This is a genomic window from Acuticoccus sp. (assembly GCF_965213555.1).
Classification (GTDB): domain Bacteria; phylum Pseudomonadota; class Alphaproteobacteria; order Rhizobiales; family Amorphaceae; genus Acuticoccus.
Genome location: NZ_OZ243890.1, coordinates 2,799,500 through 2,817,388, shown reverse-complemented (window position 1 = coordinate 2,817,388; position 17,889 = coordinate 2,799,500). Strand labels below are relative to the sequence as shown.

At 69.7% G+C, this 17,889-nt stretch carries 13 protein-coding genes; 4 read left to right on the top strand and 9 right to left on the bottom strand.

The genetic code is table 11. The features are described 5' to 3' along the window. Nucleotides 1–66: 66 nt before the first annotated feature. Nucleotides 67–1,236: an acetyl-CoA acetyltransferase gene (locus ACOOE8_RS13295; RefSeq protein WP_420391926.1), complete on the bottom strand. Its 1,170-nt coding sequence runs from the start codon at nt 1,234–1,236 to the stop codon at nt 67–69. Nucleotides 1,237–1,328: 92 nt separating this feature from the next. After that, nucleotides 1,329–2,114: a ZIP family metal transporter gene (locus ACOOE8_RS13290; RefSeq protein ID WP_420391925.1), complete on the bottom strand. Its 786-nt coding sequence runs from the start codon at nt 2,112–2,114 to the stop codon at nt 1,329–1,331. Between the two features lie 115 nt (nt 2,115–2,229). On the opposite strand from ACOOE8_RS13290, the gene ACOOE8_RS13285 reads away from it, so the two are divergent. Further along, nucleotides 2,230–2,772 carry a nuclear transport factor 2 family protein gene (locus tag ACOOE8_RS13285; protein ID WP_420391924.1) on the top strand — a complete coding sequence of 181 codons (543 nt, stop codon included), beginning with the start codon at nt 2,230–2,232 and terminating at the stop codon, nt 2,770–2,772. Nucleotides 2,773–2,789: 17 nt separating this feature from the next. Here the strand turns inward: ACOOE8_RS13285 and ACOOE8_RS13280 are convergent, their stop codons facing one another. From ACOOE8_RS13280 to ACOOE8_RS13255, 6 genes are all read right to left on the bottom strand, one after another. Beyond that, nucleotides 2,790–3,566 (bottom strand): SDR family NAD(P)-dependent oxidoreductase, encoded by a 777-nt coding sequence (locus ACOOE8_RS13280; RefSeq protein WP_420394708.1) that lies wholly within the window; start codon nt 3,564–3,566, stop codon nt 2,790–2,792. A gap of 5 nt (nt 3,567–3,571) precedes the next feature. After that, nucleotides 3,572–5,467, bottom strand: coding sequence for an AMP-binding protein (locus ACOOE8_RS13275; protein WP_420391923.1), 1,896 nt, complete (start codon nt 5,465–5,467; stop codon nt 3,572–3,574). 81 nt (nt 5,468–5,548) lie between these two features. Further along, nucleotides 5,549–5,713, bottom strand: coding sequence for a YdcH family protein (locus ACOOE8_RS13270; RefSeq protein WP_420391922.1), 165 nt, complete (start codon nt 5,711–5,713; stop codon nt 5,549–5,551). Between the two features lie 74 nt (nt 5,714–5,787). After that, on the bottom strand, nt 5,788–6,990 hold the full coding sequence (locus tag ACOOE8_RS13265) for a multidrug effflux MFS transporter (RefSeq protein ID WP_420391921.1): 1,203 nt from the start codon (nt 6,988–6,990) through the stop codon (nt 5,788–5,790). Between the two features lie 29 nt (nt 6,991–7,019). Further along, nucleotides 7,020–8,171, bottom strand: coding sequence for an AbrB family transcriptional regulator (locus ACOOE8_RS13260; RefSeq protein WP_420391920.1), 1,152 nt, complete (start codon nt 8,169–8,171; stop codon nt 7,020–7,022). A 21-nt stretch (nt 8,172–8,192) separates the two neighbouring features. After that, complete coding sequence (locus ACOOE8_RS13255; protein WP_420391919.1) at nt 8,193–9,611, bottom strand: glutamate synthase subunit beta; 1,419 nt, start codon at nt 9,609–9,611, stop codon at nt 8,193–8,195. A gap of 1,620 nt (nt 9,612–11,231) precedes the next feature. Here ACOOE8_RS13255 and ACOOE8_RS13250 point away from each other — a divergent pair. Together ACOOE8_RS13250 and ACOOE8_RS13245 are read left to right on the top strand one after the other, a co-directional pair. Continuing rightward, the gene (locus ACOOE8_RS13250) at nt 11,232–11,375 is read left to right on the top strand and encodes a BrnT family toxin (protein ID WP_420391918.1); all 144 of its coding nucleotides are present in this window, start codon (nt 11,232–11,234) and stop codon (nt 11,373–11,375) included. Nucleotides 11,376–11,386: 11 nt separating this feature from the next. Continuing rightward, on the top strand, nt 11,387–11,608 hold the full coding sequence (locus ACOOE8_RS13245) for a hypothetical protein (RefSeq protein ID WP_420391917.1): 222 nt from the start codon (nt 11,387–11,389) through the stop codon (nt 11,606–11,608). 2 nt (nt 11,609–11,610) lie between these two features. Here ACOOE8_RS13245 and gltB read toward each other — a convergent pair whose 3' ends face one another. Further along, complete coding sequence (gltB, locus tag ACOOE8_RS13240) at nt 11,611–16,263, bottom strand: glutamate synthase large subunit (protein ID WP_420391916.1); 4,653 nt, start codon at nt 16,261–16,263, stop codon at nt 11,611–11,613. 418 nt (nt 16,264–16,681) lie between these two features. Here gltB and ACOOE8_RS13235 point away from each other — a divergent pair, with 418 nt between their 5' ends. Then, nucleotides 16,682–17,833, top strand: coding sequence for an AI-2E family transporter (locus tag ACOOE8_RS13235; protein ID WP_420391915.1), 1,152 nt, complete (start codon nt 16,682–16,684; stop codon nt 17,831–17,833). Nucleotides 17,834–17,889: the final 56 nt, after the last annotated feature.

The following is a 17,889-nucleotide window of genomic DNA, read 5'->3' as shown; positions in this document are numbered from 1 at the left end:
CGGGACGACGGCACGGATCCAACCAGCGGAGCGGTGCGCCCCGCCGGCTGAATGCGCGCTGAAGGTTCAGGCCCTCAGCGGCTGAAGGATCGACACGTAGTTGGCGACCGCGGCACCGCCCATGTTGTAGATCCCGGCGAGCTCGGGACCATTCAGCTGCATGTCCCCCGCCTCGCCGGCGAGCTGCATGGCGCTGATGACGTGCATGGAGACGCCGGTCGCACCGACGGGGTGCCCCTTCGCCTTCAACCCGCCCGACACGTTGATCGGCAGCTTGCCGTCCGGCTCGGTCCAGCCCTCCTCGATGGCGCGGGCGCCCTCACCCTCGCCGGTCAGCCCCATCGCCTCGTACTCGAGGAGCTCGGCGATGGTGAAGCAGTCGTGCGTCTCCACGAACGAGAGGTCGTCGAGGGTCAGCTTCGCCTTGTCGAGCGCCCGGCGCCAGGCCTCGCCGCAGCCCTCGAAGCGGATGATGTCGCGCTTCGACATGGGCAGGAAGTCCTGCACGTGGGAGGTGGCGCGGAACGCCACCGCCTTACGCATGCCCATCGCGGTCTCGATGTCGGTGAGCACCACGGCGGCCGCGCCGTCGGAGACCAGCGAGCAGTCGGTCCGCTTGAGCGGGCCGGCGACGATGGGGTTCTTGTCGGACTCGGTGCGGCAGAACTCGTAGCCGAGGTCCTTGCGCATCTGCGCGTAGGGGTTCTTGACGCCGTTCCTGTGGTTCTTCGCAGCGATCTTGGCGAGCGCATCGGACTGGTCGCCGTGGCGCTGGAAGTAGCTGCCCGCGATCTGGCCGAACACGCCGGCGAAGCCTGCGGGGATGTCCGCCTCCTCGGCGACGTAGGACGCGCGCAGGAGGTTCTCGCCCACCTGCGGCCCCTTCGTCGTCGTCATCTGCTCGACGCCGACGACGAGGACGGTGCGCGCGTGGCGCGCGGCGATGGACTTCAGCCCCTGCTGGATCGCACCGGAGCCGGTGGCGCAGGCGTTCTCCACCCGCGTCGCCGGCTTGAAGCGCAGGCGGTCGTCGGCCTGGAGGACGAGCGCGGCGGTGAAGTCCTGGCGCGAGAAGCCGGCGTTGAAGTGGCCGAGCACGATCTCGTCCACCTCGTCGGGCCCGATGCCGGCGTCCTCCATCGCCTCGTTGGCGACCCGGGCCACGAGGCTCTCCACCGTCTCGTCGGCGAGCTTGCCGAAGGGCGTGTGCGCCCACCCCACCATCGCTGCGGTCATCGCGTGCCCCATTTCTCGCCGAGGTGCCATCAGGTCGCAGGTTGGTGCTGCGCGCGCCGGATCAAGGGCGCCGCCGAAAGATCGGCGCGGCGTCAGTGCGCGAGCTCAGCGAGCACGAACGCTGCGGCGAAGCCGACGGTGGCAGCGAGCGCGACCCACGGTCCGCCGTTGGCGAACGCCTCGGGGAACATCGTGTCGGCGAGCATGGCGAGGATGCCGCCCGCCGCGAGCGCGAGCACGAACGCCTGGGCGCTGAGCGGCAGGCCCGACAGGAGCGCGTAGCCGGCGACGCACGAGGCGGTGCAGGCGACCGCGACGAGGCCCCAGGCCAGCGCGATGGCGCGCGGCGAGCGGCCCTCCTGGCGCATGCCGATGGTGGAGGCGATGGTGCCCGGGAGGTTGGACAGGAACACCGCGCCGAGGAGGACGTAGCCAAGTCCAGGGCCGCTCTCGGCGGCGAGCCCGATGCCGATGGCGGCGTTCTCCGGCACGCCGTCGAGTACGGTGCCGACGAGGACCGCGGTGCCTGAGATCGTGGCCTGCGCCTCCGTCTCCGGGATGGCGGCGGCCCCCTCCTTGACGTCCTCGGCCGTCCGCCCCTCCCGCCGTGGCGAGGCAGCGGCGGCCCGCTCCAGCACCTGATCGATGACGACGTAGACGAGCGAGCCCGCGAGGAGGCCGGCGACGGCGACGGCGACGTAGCCATTCTCTACTGCCTCGGTCATCAGCTCGCCGGTGAGGGCGACGAGCAGCACGCCGGCGCCGAAGGCGATGATCGAGGCAAGCACGCGCTTCGGTATGCTGACGGTAAGCCCGATCAAGACCCCGAGCGGGAACGCAGACGAGGCAAGGAGGCCAAGGAGAAGCGCGGTCTGCAAGTGGATCCCCCCACCGCTCGCGCCGTTGCATTGCGGGCGCCGAGACGGTTTCTTATGGCACTCCCGCAACGCGATGTCCGCAGCGCCGCGGACTGAAGGTTACGAAAGCATCCCAATGACGTCGACTGCCTGCGTTCGTCTGCTCGTCCTCATGGGCCTCGCTGCATCCGCCCCGCACCCCGTCGCGCTGGCACGGGAGGGGACGATCGAGCGGCTCCTCGACGAGCGTGCCATCATCGCGCTCGCCGACCGGCTCGACGCCGCGGTCGACCGTAAGGACTGGGACGCGGCAAGGGCCGCCTTCGCGCCGACCATCGAGGTCGACCTGTCCGCCGCGGGCGGTCCGACGGGACGCATGCCGTCGGACGAGCTGATCGGGATGTGGGAGACGAACCTCTTCGAGGAGAAGACGAGCTTCCACCTGCGTGGCAACCACATCGTGGCCTTCGAGGGGGCCAACCAGGCACGCTTGACCTCCTCCGCCTACGCCTGGAACCGGCTCGACGGCCTGCCGGGCGGGGCGTTGTGGGAGGTTTGGGGACAGTACGACTACGAGGTCGAGCGCTCCGACGCGGGCTGGGTCATCACGGACTTCACCTTCGTCCCGACGCACGATCGCGGCAACAGGGTCGTCCCCGGCGCTCCGCGGCCCCAGTGAACGGGACGCGGAGCACGTCAGTCCACCGGGACGACGTAGTTCAGCGGCAGGCGCCCGCCGTCTGCGTAGACCGTCTGGCCGGTCATGTAGCTCGCCTCGTCCGAGGCGAGGAAGGCGACGATGGCGGCGACCTCCGCCGGCTGTCCGACGCGGCCGATGGGGGTGCGCGACAGGACCGCGCGCTTGGCGGCAGGATCGCGGTTAACGCTCGCGAGCATCTGCGTGTCGATGGACCCCGGACCCACTGCGTTGACGCGGATGCCGTGGGGCGCCAGGGCGAGCGCTGCGACGCGGGTGAGCTGGGACACGCCCGCCTTGGAGATCGAGTAGGGCACCTGCGCGGGCAGCGCGAAGACCGCGTTCACCGAGCTCATGTTGACGATGGTGCCCGGCGCCTCCCCCTCCTTCACGCGCTCGACCATGTGGCGCGCCACGGTCTGGGAGAGCAGGAACGCACCCTTCAGGTTGACCCGCATGACGCGGTCGAAGTCGTCCTCGGTGAGGTCGAGGAACTCCGCCCCGCCGACGATGCCGGCGTTGTTCACGAGGACGTGGACGCCGCCGAAGGCGTCGAGCGTCGCCGCTACGAGGTTCCTCACGTCGAGCTTCTCGGCGACGTCGCACTCGGTGAAGCGCACGCACGCCTCCGGCCCCATGGCGCGGGCAGCGCGAACGCCCTCCTGGGTGTCGACGTCGGCGAGCATGACGCACATGCCCTCCTGGACGAGGCGTTCGGCCACGGCACGACCGATGCCCCGCGCGGCGCCGGTGACGATGGCGACCTTGTCCTTCAGTCCCCTCACGCCGGTCGCCCGATTGCCGCGAGCGCATCCTCAATGTCGCCCAAGGCGCCGGGATCGTCGATCGTGGGGGGCGTCGCGTACTCCTCCCCGTCGGCGATCTTCTTGATCGTGGCCCGCAGCGTCTTGCCGGAGCGCGTCTTCGGCAGCCGTGGCACCGCCACGACGCGCTTGAAGGCAGCGACCGGGCCCACCTCCGCGCGGACCCTCGCGACGAGCTCGGCCTCGAGTCCCTCAAACGAGGCGTCGGGCCGCAGCACCACGAAGCCGACCGGTGCCTGCCCCTTCAAGGGGTCCTCCGCCCCGACGACGGCACACTCGACGACCGCGGGGTGGGAGGTCAGCACGTCCTCCATGACGCCGGTGGACAGGCGATGCCCCGCGACGTTGATCACGTCGTCGGTGCGCGCGAGGATGAAGACGTAGCCGTCCTCGTCGATCATGCCGGCATCCGAGGTGTTGTAGCACCCGGGAAACGCCTCGAGGTAGGCGGAGTGGAAGCGATCGTCGTCGCGCCACAGCGTCGGCAGGCAGGCCGGCGGGAGGGGCAGGCGAAGCGCCACATTGCCCATGGTGCCAGCGGCGACCTCCTCGCCCTCGTCGGACAGGACGACCACGTCGTAGCCCGGCATCGGCTTGGTCGGCGAGCCGGGCTTGACCGGCATGAGGTCGAGGCCGAGCGGGTTGCCGACGATGCACCAGCCGGTCTCGGTCTGCCACCAGTGATCGATCACCGGTACGCCGAGCGCGTCGCCGGCCCAGGCGATGGTCGCAGGGTCCGCGCGTTCGCCGGCGAGGAACAGCGCGCGCAGGCTCGACAGGTCGTGCTCGGCTGGGAGGCGGCCGTCCGGGTCCTCCTTCTTGACCGCGCGGATCGCGGTGGGCGCGGTGAACAGCGCCGCCACCTTGTGCTCGGCGCACACGCGCCAGAACGCGGCGGCGTCGGGCGTGCCGACGGGCTTGCCCTCGAAGACCACCGTCGTCGCGCCGACGAGGAGGGGTGCGTAGACGATGTAGGAGTGCCCAACGACCCAGCCGACGTCGGACGCGGTGAACATCACCTCGCCGGGAGACACGCCGTAAAGGTTCGCCATGGACCAGGCGAGGGCGACCATGTGGCCCGCGTTGTCGCGCACCACGCCCTTCGGCCGCCCCGTCGTGCCGGACGTGTAGAGGATGTAGAGCGGGTCGGTGCCGGCGAGCGGCTCGCAGGGGACGGTGCGGCCCTCGGCGACGGCCGCCTCGTAGAGCGGTCCGAGGTCGTGGCTGTCGGCGGCGGAAAGGTCGGCCTCGGCCTCTGGCCGCTGCAGGTAGAGCACGGGCGGGCGGACCTTGGCGAGCTCCTTGGCGGCGCTGACGAGGGGCTCGTAGGGGATGACGCGCGAGGGCTCGACGCCGCACGACGCCGCGATGATGAGGGAGGGCGCCGCGTCGTCGAGCCGTGCGGCGAGCTCCTTGGCGGCAAAGCCGCCGAACACGACGGAATGCACCGCGCCGAGCCGGGCGCAGGCGAGCATGGCGACCAGCGTGTCGGGGATCATCGGCATGTAGACGATGGCCCGGTCGCCCTTCCTCAGGCCGAAATCGGCGAGGACGGCGGCCATCGCGCCGACACGGGCGGCGAGCTCGGCGTAGGTCCAAATCGCCGTCGTGCCGGTGAGCGGCGAGGCGTGGATGATGGCCGGCTGGTCGCCGCGCGTGGGTACGTGGCGGTCCACCGCGTTCCAGCACGTGTTGCCCACCGCGTCGGGGAACCAGCGGCCGTAGGCACCGGCGTGCGGATCGAACGCAACCTGCGGCGGCTCCACCCAGTCGATGGCCAGCGCCGCGTTCAACCAAAACGCGTCAGGGTCCGATCGCCACGCGTCCATCGTGGCGTCGTAGCTCCCCGGCATCGCCCCCTCCTCGCCAGCGCTTCTGCGGCGCGATCGGCAGACGATGCCACCAACGCCGCGCGCGCGCAAACGGGGCGAGGGTCAGCCGGACAGACGGGCGAGCTCATCCTTCAGCCGCAGCTTCTCGCGCTTGAGCTGGCTCGTCATCGCCGCGTCGGGGCTTGGTCGTGTCGACAGCGACTGAAGCTCAACCTCGATGGCGGCGTGCCTTCGCTCAAGCGCCGCCTTGCGTGCCTCGACGGACATCGGCCCCTCCGTGCTTAGCTCGCTCACAAGCTAGCACAGGTCAGCCGCGCAACTACATCCTTAGATTGAAACTTTCATTCGGCGGGGACCTGCCTGGAGCTGCCGAGGAGCTGACCGCGTTCGGTGAGCGCGATCACTGCGAGCGTTGCGCACGCGTAGACGAAGTAGCCAAGGAGGAGCGGGCGGACCGTGCCGTCGTAGAGCTGCCCGACGAGCCCGCCGAGGAGGGCGCCGAGGCCGGTCATCACGAAGCCGACGAAGGACGAGCCGGTCCCCGCGATCTCGCCAAGCGGCTCCATCGCAAGCGCGTTGAAGTTCGGCAGGACGACGCCGATGAAGAAGAACATCAACGCCAGGAACCCGATGAGAGCGCTGAAGGGCAGCGCGGGCACGGCGAGAACCGCAAGGTTGGCGCCGGCCGTCAGCAGGACCATGACGAGCACCGCGCCGTGCGACAGGCGACGCATGCCGAGCCTGCCGACCAGCCACGCGCTGACGAGGCTCGCCATGGCCATCGCTCCGGCGACGCTCGCGAACACCGCCGGAAACCAGTCGACGATGCCGTAGACGTCCGCGAAGAGCTGCTGCGAGGAGGCGACGTAGCCCATCACGCAGCCGAACATGCAGCCGGTCGCCACCATGTAGCCCACCGACTGACGCTCGCCGACGATGGTGGCGAGCGCGGCTCCTACGGGGACAGCCGGCCGCACGTCCGGCCCACGGCGCGGGTTCGTCTCAGCGAGGCGCAGCGCGACCCAGACCAGCGTGAGCGCGGCAAACCCTAAGAGGAACATGAAGATCGGCTGCCACGAGCCGAGTTGGGCGATGAGGCTCCCGAGCGCCGGCGCCACCACGGGCAGCATGATGAAGACGGTCATCACGAAGCTCATCACCCGGCTCATCGCGCGCCCCACGAAGCGGTCCCTGATGACGGCGACGGCAACGACGCGCGGGCCGGCACTGCCGAAGCCCTGCACCGCGCGAGCAAGGAGCAGCATCTCATACGAACTCGCGACGATCGCGATCGCCGAGCCCACGACGTGGACCGCGAGACCGGCGAGGATCACCGGCCTGCGGCCGATGCGGTCGGACAGCGGGCCGGCGAGGATGTGACCGCTGGCGAACGCCGCGAGGTAGACGATGACGACGTACTGCTGGGTGTTGTCCTCGACGAGCGCGAAGTCCGCCGCGATGTCGGGGAGGACGACGAGCATGATGTCGACCGACAGTGCGGTGACCGCCATAAGAATGGCCATCATCGCCACGAACTCGGCCATCGTGGTGCCGAGCGGACGAGCATCGTGGGTTATCGCGGGACCTCCCGGTTCTGAGGCGAGGCAAGGCGGCGCTCGCGGCGTGCGAACGCGGCGACGACGAAGGGCATGCCGAGCGACAGGAGCACCATACGCGACATGTGAATGACGGCGACGAATGCGACCTCGAAGTTCAACAGGAACGCGAGCGCGATCATCGCGTCGAGTCCGCCTGGCGCGTAGGCGAGGAAGACCGCGCCGACGGGCATGCCAAGCGCCCAGGCGAAGACCGCCGAGATCGCCATCGCCACCACGAACGCGGCGAGGAAGGCGGCGAGCGAGGCCGCGATCATCCGCGCCAGCCCGGCCCGGCGCACGGTGGCGAACTTCTCGCCCACGGAGATGCCGAGGACGGCGAGCGAGACCGCGACGAGCCACGGCGGGAGCGCAATGGTCATGAGGTCGGTGGCCGACACCACCGCCGCGGCCGCGAGCGGGCCGAGGATGATCGCCGCCGGGAGGCGGATGAGCCGCCCGACGAGCGCCGCAGCGGCCGCGAGGAGGAGCGTCAGCGCGACGTTGGTCAACGTGAGCCCGTCGGCGGCGATGGTGAGCCGCGCCTCGTCCGAGCCGCCGAGCACGAAGGGGATCAGCGCGACGAGGATGAAGAGGCGCGTCGACTGGCTCATCATCACGCGGTCCATCCGTGCGCCGGCCTCGGTGGAGACCTCCATGACGAGGGCGAGGTGGCCCGGGATCGAGCCGCACAGCGCGTCGAGCCGGTCCCAGCCGCCGACGCGGCGGAGCGTCACGTAGCTCGCTGCCGCCGCACCAAGGATGACGAGGACGAGGCCGCCGATCGCGAGCGGCACGGCGGCCATCTGGTCGACAGCCTCCGGGGTCACCGCCGAGCCCGTCGCCGCGCCAAGGATCGCAATGCCGCCCGCGCGCACCGGGCTCGGCATGTGCGTCGGCACACGCAGCGCGACCGCAAGGACGATGGCGACCGCCGGGCCGGTGAGGAACGCCGCGGGGACGCCGAGGAGCGTGAACACGAGGCTGCCGAGCCCGCCGATGGCGAGCGTCGCACCGGCGACCGCCCAGCGCCTGCCCCCGCCGTCGGCCTCGGCCTGGGCCGGCTCGGCCAGGGGCGCGGACGCCGCGGCGGCGTCACCCCGCGAGCCGATGGCTGGACCGTCGGGCAACGGGATGCGACGCGTCCGCGCTCAGCGCGGCAGCGTCGTCGTCCCCATGAGGTCGAGGTCGATGGCGCGGGCGGCCTGGCGACCCTCGCGGATCGCCCAGACGACGAGGCTCTGGCCGCGACGGACGTCGCCGGCGGCGTACACCTTCGGCACCGAGGTGCGGTAGTCCTCGGTGTTCGCCGCGATGTTTGTGCGGCTGTCGAGCTCGAAGTCGCCGCCCGTCAGGTAGGTGTCGAGGATCGGACCGGAGAAGCCGATGGCGACGAGCACGAGGTCGGCGCGGATGTCGAACTCGGTCCCGGCGATCGGCCTGCGCTGGGGGTCGACCCTCGCGCAGCGCACGTGGGTCGCGCGGCCCTTCTTGCCGATGATCTGAAGCGTCGCCACGGCGAACTCGCGGTCCGCCCCCTCCGCCTGGGACGAGGAGGTGCGGAACTTCGTCGGCCAGTACGGCCACACGACGTCCTTCTTCTCGCGGATCGGCGGCATCGGGCGGATGTCGAGCTGCGTCACCTGCAGCGCCCCCTGGCGGATCGACGTGCCGATGCAGTCCGACGCCGTGTCGCCACCGCCGATGACGACGACGTTCTTGCCCGACGCGACGATGGGCGTCTCGTCGAACGGCTCGCGGCCGACGCGGCGGTTCTGCTGCAGCAGGAAGGGCATCGCGTAGTGCACGCCGGCAAGGTCGACGCCCGGCAGGCCCGCGTCGCGCGGCCGCTCCGCGCCGGTGGCGAGGAGCACGGCATCGTGCTCGCCGGCAAGCTCGCGCAGGCGCTCGCCGCCGACGTCCTCGCCGTAGTGGAAGACGACGCCCTCGGCCGCCATCTGCGCCTCGCGCCGGTCGATCCCGTGCTTCTCCATCTTGAAGTCGGGGATGCCGTAGCGCATGAGGCCGCCCGACTTCGCGTAGCGTTCGTAGACGTGCACCTCGTGGCCGACGCGGGCGAGCTGCTGGGCGGCGGCCATCCCCGCCGAGCCCGCGCCGATGACCGCCACCGTCTTGCCGGTGAGCCGGGACGGCGGCTGCGGCACCACCCAGCCGTTCTCGAACGCCTTGTCGGCGATCGCCATCTCGATGGACTTGATGGCGACCGGCGTGTTCTCGATGTTGAGGACGCACGCCTCCTCGCACGGCGCCGGGCAGATGCGGCCGGTGAACTCCGGGAAGTTGTTCGTGGAGTGGAGGTTGCGCGAGGCCTCCTCCCAGTCGCCCGCGTAGACGAGGTCGTTCCAGTCGGGGATCTGGTTGTCCACCGGGCAGCCGGCGTCGGTCTGGCAGAACGGGATCCCGCAGTCCATGCAGCGCGCCGCCTGACGCTCGACCTCGGGCTGCGACAGGGGGAGCGTGAACTCCTTGAAGTGGCGGATGCGGTCGGCCGCGGGCTGGTACTTCAGCTCCTGCCGGTCGATCTCCAAGAACCCCGTGACCTTGCCCATCGTCCCTCCGCCTGCGAGGCATCGTCATCCGTCATTTGGCGTCGTTCTAGGCCATGGGAAGCGCACGCGGCAAACGGACGTAGCGCCGCTCATAGATGAGGACGTGACGGCCGCCTTAACCCGTTCGGGCTCCGGTGCGGCCGTTCTGCCGCGCGCGGCGACGGCCTCGCGCTGCGGGGCAGCTGAGGTGTGCGGGGAGCGGTGGGACGCATGAGACGGCCCGATGGTTGAGTAGCAGTGTGGGTTGCACCACGCGTCCCACCTTCGGCTCGCAACGGCCCTGGACGGCCTACCGCCCCCCTCCTCCAGTCCTCCCCGCAGGCGAAGTGCGGGTGCGGCCAAGCGCCACGAGGTGCGACCCTCGCCGAATTGGCGTCCCGGTGGAGGCCGGTCCGTCGCATGATCGACGCGGGCCGTCCGTTACCGGCCCGCCTCGATCACCGAAGCCCTCGATCCTCGCGGCGGCCGGTCCGGACGCGCCTCCCCTCGGATCGAGCGACGGGGCGGACCATGGCACGCGGCCTTGTGGGTGGGGATAAGTTTGGTAGGATCGGGGCGTTGAGCCGCGAGGGGCTCGACGCTGAGGGCAAAGGCTGCTTCGGTCGGGGGTGAAACAGTTCACATCAGAAGTGTTTCATTAGGCCTATCAAGGCTCTATGGTGGTTGCAATCCCACCCGCAGGAGCGCCGAAGCGAGGAGGCAGCCATGTTGGCCTTGGTAGGTTGGCAAGGAACGATTAACCGCGAAAGCTTCCGGATGTTGAGGAATGGAAAACTTGTTGAGCCCTAAAATGCTTTTGAGCATGATTCATGTCCGCTAGCATGCGCCTTCATGCTGAAGGTCGTATCCCGCTTGGTCTCTCATTGGCCCATCAGAAAATCAAGCTGAGCCCGTATTTTCAGCAAACGGCTAAACGGTCGCGACTTAATCGGAGTCTGCGGCATCTGAAGTCCTCCCCAAAGTAAGCGATTTGTGACATTCCGCGGATTATTTTACTGGTGGAGAGGGGATAATTACAGAGTCATATGCAATGCCGCGAACGATTTCGCTGAGCGCAGTAGCGGGCTTTCGACAACAAGACTTGGACAGATTTTGGGCCGTAGACAACCACATGTGCCAGATCATCGGCGTTCGTTGTCCCTGCGCGCGGGTTTACCTGCGGCCCCTTTACTGATTGCCTATCAAGTTTATCCGTGGAAAACCGAGTTCCACGAGATTTTGAACGGCTCGGGCTCCCGGGATGCGTCCGAGGGTAGGATCGCAACGGGACGATGCAGCCGATGAACTACCTAGCGAACCGATTCGAAGATAAAGGTGACATAGTAGCGGAACGCCGAGCCGCCAGCCACGTAAAATTCGCCGAGCGATGAACGGGGAGGTAAGCCGCGCGTAGGGCGGAGAGTTACTGAAGTTAACATGCTCCGAATTTGAGCGGGGAAGTTCCGAGAAATTCATTCGGAAAGCTGAAAGCGAAGTTCAGATGAGGGATGTTCGGGAACGTCGAGTGGCCTGGTCTTGAGGTCGACGCCGTAGTGGATGCAGGCGCCCAGCTGGAGCAACACTTGCCCATCGCTCGCGTTCTCGCGCTGATGCCCAGGCTTCGACTGGACGGATGCGACGGTGACGATCGACGACCGACAGGACTACGGCGAGGTGCGGCAGAACGCGGTAGGCTTCCTCGACGGCAGGCTGATCAACCTCACATTCACGATGCGGGGACCGACCCGACGGATCATCTCGATGCGGCGGGCTCGCGAGGGCTAAAGGACCAGACGATGGCGAACGATGTTCTTGCTAGGGACCGCGACGAGGCTGCGGTCGAGCTGCGGGAGGAAGTTGCCCGGCTGCGTGCGGTGGTCGAGCGACTGGTGAACCATGACGCCAACCTCACAGTCGCCCGCTTCGTCGTCTCGGACCACGAGGCCGGGCTGCCGGTCGCGCGGAGCACGCTCGATGCCGCGCAGCGTGCCCTCGGCCTGCCGGCGATCGACGAGTAGCGCTACTCCGCCGCCAGCCCCAGGCGCTGGGACTCCATCTCCTCCATGGCGCGGCGGTAGTCCACCGGCATCACCTTGACGAACTTGGGGCGGAACTCGTCCCACCTCTCGAGGATCAGGCTGCCGCGCGCCGAGCCGGTCCAGCGCACGTGGTTCTCGATCATCGTCTTCAGCCGCTCCTCGTCGTGCCGCGTCATGTTGGCGGAGACGTCGACGCGGCCCTTGGTCTCGAGGTCGCCGCCGTGGTGGTGCAGGCGCTCCAGGAGGTCGTCCTCCTCGGCGACGGGTTCGAGGTCGACCATGGCGAGGTTGCAGCGGCGGGTGAAGTCGCCCGCCTCGTCGAGCACGTAGGCGACGCCGCCTGACATGCCGGCGGCGAAGTTGCGCCCGGTGTAGCCGAGCACGGCGACGGCGCCGCCCGTCATGTACTCGCAGCCGTGGTCGCCGACGCCCTCGACGACCGCGACGGCGCCGGAGTTCCTCACCGCGAAGCGCTCGCCAGCGACGCCGGCGAAGTAGCACTCGCCGGCGATGGCGCCGTAGAGCACGGTGTTGCCCACGATGATCGAGTCGGCGGCGACGATGCGCCCGTTCGGCCGAGGGCGCACCGCGATGCGCCCGCCGCACAGGCCCTTGCCCACGTAGTCGTTGGCGTCGCCGGTGAGGGAGAGCGTCACGCCCGCCGCGAGCCAGGCGCCGAAGGACTGCCCGGCGGTGCCCGTGAGGTTCACGGTGATGGTGCCGTCCGGCAGCCCCTCCATGTCGTACGCCTTGGCGATCTCCCCCGACAGCATGGCCCCGACGGCGCGGTCGACGTTGTTGATCGCGCGGTCGATGGTGACGGGCGTGCCGTCCTCGATGGCGGGGCGCGCCTCGGCGATGAGCTCGCGGTCGAGCACCGTCGCGATGGGGTGGAGCTGGACGGTGGAGTGGCGCTGCTCGTCGCGCGGCGCGTCCATCGCGACGAACACCTTCGTGAAGTCGAGCCCGCGCGCCTTGTAGTGGTCGACGAGGCGGCGCTGGTCGAGCGCCTCCACCGCGCCGGTGGCCTCGTCCAGCCGGCGGAAGCCCGACGCGGCGAGCAGGCGGCGCACCTCCTCGGCGACGAAGAACATGTAGTTGATGACGTGCTCGGGCGTGCCCTTGAAGCGGCGCCGCAGCACGGGGTCCTGGGTCGCGACGCCCACCGGGCACGTGTTGAGGTGGCACTTCCTCATCATGATGCAGCCCGTCGCCACGAGCGGCGCGGTGGAGAAGCCGAACTCATCCGCCCCCAAGAGCGCGCCGACGAGGACGTCGCGGCCGGTGCGAAGGCCGCCGTCCACCTGGAGGCGGATGCGCGAGCGCAGGCCGTTGGCGACCAGGGTCTGGTGCGCCTCGGCGAGCCCCATCTCCCAGGGCGAGCCGGCGTGCTTGATGGAGGTGAGCGGCGAGGCCCCGGTCCCGCCGTCGTAGCCCGCGATGGTGATGTGGTCGGCGCGCGCCTTGGCGACGCCCGCCGCGACGGTGCCGACGCCGACCTCCGAGACGAGCTTGACCGAGATGTCGGCGTCCGGGTTGACGTTCTTCAGGTCGAAGATGAGCTGCGCCAGGTCCTCGATGGAGTAGATGTCGTGGTGCGGCGGCGGCGAGATGAGGCCGACGCCGGGGGTGGAGTGGCGGATCTTGGCGATCACCGCGTCCACCTTGTGGCCGGGAAGCTGGCCGCCCTCGCCGGGCTTGGCGCCCTGAGCCATCTTGATCTGGATCTGGTCGGCGTTGACCAGGTACTCGGTGGTGACGCCGAAGCGGCCGGAGGCGACCTGCTTGATGGCCGAGCGCTTCGACGCGCCCGACGGCATCGGGCGGAAGCGGTCGGGATCCTCACCACCCTCGCCGGTGTTCGACCTGCCGCCGATCTGGTTCATGGCGAGGGCGAGGGTTTCGTGCGCCTCCTTGGAGATCGCACCGAGGCTCATCGCGCCGGTGGTGAAGCGGCGCACGATCTCGGCGGCCGGCTCGACGAGGTCGAGGGGGACCGCCTCGCGGCCGAGCTCGGCGGCATCCTTGATGCGGAACAGCCCGCGCAGGGTGTAGCGCCCGGACTCCTCGTTCACCAGGCGGGCGAACTCGTCGTACTTGTCGGCCGCGTTGGTGCGCACGGCGTGCTGCAGGTTCGCCACGGTGTCGGCGAGCCACATGTGGTGCTCGCCGCGGGTGCGGAACGCGTACTCGCCGCCGACGTCGAGGTGGCGCGCCATCACCGCGTCGTCGGAGAAGGCGACCTCGTGGCGCCGCATCGTCTCCTCGGCGATCTCGGCGAGGCCGACGCCCTCGATGGTGGTGGCGGTGCCGAAGAAGAAGCGGTCGACGAAGTGCTGCGACAGGCCGACCGCGTCGAAGATCTGCGCGCCGCAGTACGACTGGTAGGTGGAGATGCCCATCTTGGACATCACCTTGAGGAGGCCCTTGTCGATGGACTTGATGTAGCGCTGGACGACCTCGCGGTCGTCGACCTCCTCGGGGAAGGTGCGGTGGAGGTCCACCAGCGTCTCGAAGGCGAGGTAGGGGTTGATCGCCTCCGCGCCGTAGCCGGCGAGCACCGCGAAGTGGTGCACCTCGCGCGGCTCGCCGGACTCCACGACGAGGCCGACCGACGTCCTCAGCCCCATGCGGATGAGGTGGTGGTGGACGCCCGCGGTGGCGAGCAGCGCCGGGATCGCGATGCGCGAGCGCGACACCAGGCGATCCGACAGGATGATGATGTTGTAGCCCTCGCGCACCGCCTTCTCGGCGCGCTGGCACAGCCGGTCGATCATGCCCTCCATGCCCGCCGCGCCGTGGTCGGCGGAGTAGGTGATGTCGAGCGTCTTGGTGTGGAACTGGTCGTCGGCGATGTCGCCGATCTCGCGGATCTTCTCGAGGTCCTCGTTGGCGAGGATGGGCTGGCGCACCTCGAGGCGCTTCTTCTCCTGACTGCCCTCGAGGTCGAACAGGTTCGGCCGCGGCCCGATGAACGACACGAGGCTCATGACGAGCTCCTCGCGGATCGGGTCGATCGGCGGGTTCGTCACCTGCGCGAAGTTCTGCTTGAAGTAGGTGTAGAGCAGCTTCGATCGGTCCGACAGCACCGACAGCGGCGTGTCGGTGCCCATGGAGCCGAGTGCCTCCTGGCCGGTGATCGCCATCGGGCTCATGAGGAGGCGCAGGTCCTCCTGGGTGTAGCCGAAGGCCTGCTGGCGATCGAGCAGCGACTCGTTGGTGCGCGGCGCCCGGCCGCGCACGGTGCGCTGGTCCTCCAGCACGATCTGCGTCTTGTCGAGCCAGACCCGGTAGGGCTTCTCCGACGCGAGCTCGCCCTTCACCTCCTCGTCGGAGATGATGCGGTGCTCCTCAAGGTCGATGAGGAGCATGCGGCCGGGCTGCAGGCGCCACTTCTTGACGATGCGCTCCTCGGGGATCGGCAGGACGCCGGCCTCCGAGCCCATGACGACGAGCCCGTCGTCGGTGACGCAGTAGCGCGCCGGGCGCAGCCCGTTGCGGTCTAGCGTGGCCCCGATCTGCCGCCCGTCGGTGAAAACGATGGCGGCGGGGCCGTCCCAGGGCTCCATGATGGCGGCGTGGTACTCGTAGAACGCGCGGCGCTCCTCGTCCATGAGCGGGTTGCCGGCCCACGCCTCGGGGACCAGCATCGCCATGGCATGAGCGAGGGAGTGGCCGCCCTGGACGAGGAACTCCAGCGCGTTGTCGAAGCAGGCGGTGTCGGACTGACCCTCGTAGGAGATCGGCCACAGCTTAGAGATCTCCTCGCCGTAGCACGTCGACTTCGCGGTCGCCTGGCGCGCGGCCATCCAGTTCACGTTGCCGCGCAGCGTGTTGATCTCGCCGTTGTGGGCGACCATCCGGTAGGGGTGGGCGAGGCCCCAGGACGGGAACGTGTTGGTCGAGAAGCGCTGGTGGACGAGGGCGAGCGCGCTCTCGAACCGGGGGTCGGCGAGGTCGTCGTAGTACGCGCCGAGCTGGTGGGCGAGGAACATGCCCTTGTAGACGATGGTGCGGCACGACAGCGAGCAGATCACGAAGCCGCGGTCGGCCGGCGCGCGCCCGTCGTAGACCGTGTTGGAGATCACCTTGCGCAGGATGTAGAGCCGCCGCTCGAAGTCGTCGTCGGTGGCGATGCCCTCGGCGCGCCCCACGAAGAACTGGCGGATGACCGGCTCGGACGCGCGCACGGACGCGGAAAGGGCGTCGGGCGAGACGGGCACGTCGCGCCAGCCGAGGAAGGTCTGCCCTTCGGCGGCGACGACCTCCTCGATGACCTTGGCCTCGCCGGCGTCCTCGCGCGGCAGGAAGACCATCCCGACGGCGTAGCAGCCCGGCGCCGGCAGCGTGAAGCCGAGGCCCGCGGCCGCTTCGGCGAAGAGGCGGTGCGGGAGCTGGACGAGGAGGCCCGCCCCGTCGCCCATCTCGGGGTCGGCGCCGACCGCGCCGCGGTGCGTCAGGTTGACCAGGACCTCAAGGCCACGCTCGATGATGTCGTGGCGTGGGACGTTGTTGATGTCGGCGATGAAGCCGACCCCGCACGCATCGTGCTCGCGGTCGGCGCGGTAGAGGCCGCGGCGGGGCGCGGTGCGCGCCGCGCGGACGGCCGGAGCGGGCCGGGCGGTGTCCGTCATCGTGTCCCTCCTGTGGCCCGCTGGGACGGGGCCGTTTGGCCTGCGCAGGGGCGGGCCGCCGCTTCTTCCCCGCTCGCGCGGGTCGCACTCCTCCGCCCACCCAAGGCGGACAGCGGTCCTCGTCGGGTCGCTAGCCGCGGCGGGCCGGCGGCTCGAGCGCCCGTCCCCAGTGTTCGGAGGCTCGCCTGCACGTGTGAGCTTGACCGACGACGACGATGCTGCACCGTGGACGCCCGATATAGCGCCTCCCCGCCCGCCGGCAAAGCGCCCGTCGGCCGCCGCCCATGACGGGCGAGCGGGACGCTTGTCGACCCCGCGCAACCCTGGGGGCAGCGCGATCTGCCATCGTTGCCGCGGTCCGCCGCGGTCCGTAGAACGCGGCAGGGGCCACGGCCTGCCGCAGCCGAACGGATCAGCCATGGACGAGGACACCCCCGACGACCTGAACGCGCGGCCCGGTGACGCATCGGCCTCCGCCTCGCCCTTCGCGCCCGTCCCGCGTTGGGCGGGCATCGGCATCTTCCTCATCCTGCTCGTGGGGGGACTGGCGTTCGCCCGCCCGTTCCTGGTGCCGGTCGTCCTCGGCACGCTTCTCACGCTGGTGTTCAGCCCGGTGCGCCGGGTGCTCGACCGCACGCTCCCGTCGGCCGCCTCCGCCCTCCTCATCGTCGGCGCGCTGCTCGCGCTCCTCGTAGGCATCGTCGTGCTGCTCGCCGGACCCGTGGCGCAGTGGATCGCGGACGCGCCGCAGATCGCGACGCAGGTGGAGGGCAAGCTGCGCGACCTGCGCGGCGCGGCCGAGGATGTCATCCGCGCCGGCGAGGAGATCGGCGACCTCGCGTCCGGGGCGGACGGGGAGGCACAGGAGGTCGTCGTGCGCGACACCGCGGTCACATCGTCCGTCGCCCTGCTCGCGCCGGCGGTGCTCGGCCAGCTCGTCTTCGTGCTGGCGCTGCTGTTCTTCCTGCTCGCCTCCGGCGACATGATCTACGAGAAGATCGTCCATGTGATGCCGACGTTCCGCGACAAGCGGCAGGCGATCCGCATCGCGTTCCAGATCGAGCGCAAGCTGTCGCGCTACCTGTTGACGATCACGACCATCAACGCAGGGCTCGGCGCGGCGGTCGGCCTTGCGATGGCGGCGTTCGGCATGCCGAACCCGCTGTTGTTCGCGGTGGTGGCGTTCCTGCTCAACTACGTGCCCTACCTCGGCGCGATGGCGGGCGCGCTGCTCGCCGCTGCGGTCGGCCTCGTCTCCTTGGACGAGGTGTACCAGGCCGCGCTCGTCGGGCTCACCTACTTCATGCTGACGTCCGTCACGGGACAGTTCGTCACCCCCTTCTTCGTCAGCCGCCAGCTTCGGCTGAACACGGTGGTGGTCTTCCTGTCGGTGGCGATGTGCGCGTGGCTGTGGTCGGTGGTGGGGATGCTGATCGCGACGCCGCTCCTCGTCACCATCCGCGTGTTCTGCGAGGAGGTGCCGCCGCTGTCGTCCGTCGGCGACTTCCTGTCCGCCCGCGGCGCCGAACGCCTCGACCCCGACGAGGAGGAGGAGGAGGCGCGATCGTGACGAAGCGCGTGCCGGCCGACCGAGCAGCGGGCTTGCCGCGTCAGGAGACCGTCCCG

Bases quoted from the DNA above. Each gene is read 5' to 3' on its own strand.
- ACOOE8_RS13295 (WP_420391926.1), bottom strand. From the start codon at position 1,236: ATGACCGCAGCGATGGTGGGGTGGGCGCACACGCCCTTCGGCAAGCTC.
- ACOOE8_RS13285 (WP_420391924.1), top strand. From the start codon at position 2,230: ATGACGTCGACTGCCTGCGTTCGTCTGCTCGTCCTCATGGGCCTCGCT.
- ACOOE8_RS13275 (WP_420391923.1), bottom strand. From the start codon at position 5,467: ATGCCGGGGAGCTACGACGCCACGATGGACGCGTGGCGATCGGACCCT.
- ACOOE8_RS13270 (WP_420391922.1), bottom strand. From the start codon at position 5,713: ATGTCCGTCGAGGCACGCAAGGCGGCGCTTGAGCGAAGGCACGCCGCC.
- ACOOE8_RS13265 (WP_420391921.1), bottom strand. From the start codon at position 6,990: ATGGCCGAGTTCGTGGCGATGATGGCCATTCTTATGGCGGTCACCGCA.
- ACOOE8_RS13255 (WP_420391919.1), bottom strand. From the start codon at position 9,611: ATGGGCAAGGTCACGGGGTTCTTGGAGATCGACCGGCAGGAGCTGAAG.
- ACOOE8_RS13245 (WP_420391917.1), top strand. From the start codon at position 11,387: ATGGCGAACGATGTTCTTGCTAGGGACCGCGACGAGGCTGCGGTCGAG.
- gltB (WP_420391916.1), bottom strand. From the start codon at position 16,263: ATGACGGACACCGCCCGGCCCGCTCCGGCCGTCCGCGCGGCGCGCACC.
- ACOOE8_RS13235 (WP_420391915.1), top strand. From the start codon at position 16,682: ATGGACGAGGACACCCCCGACGACCTGAACGCGCGGCCCGGTGACGCA.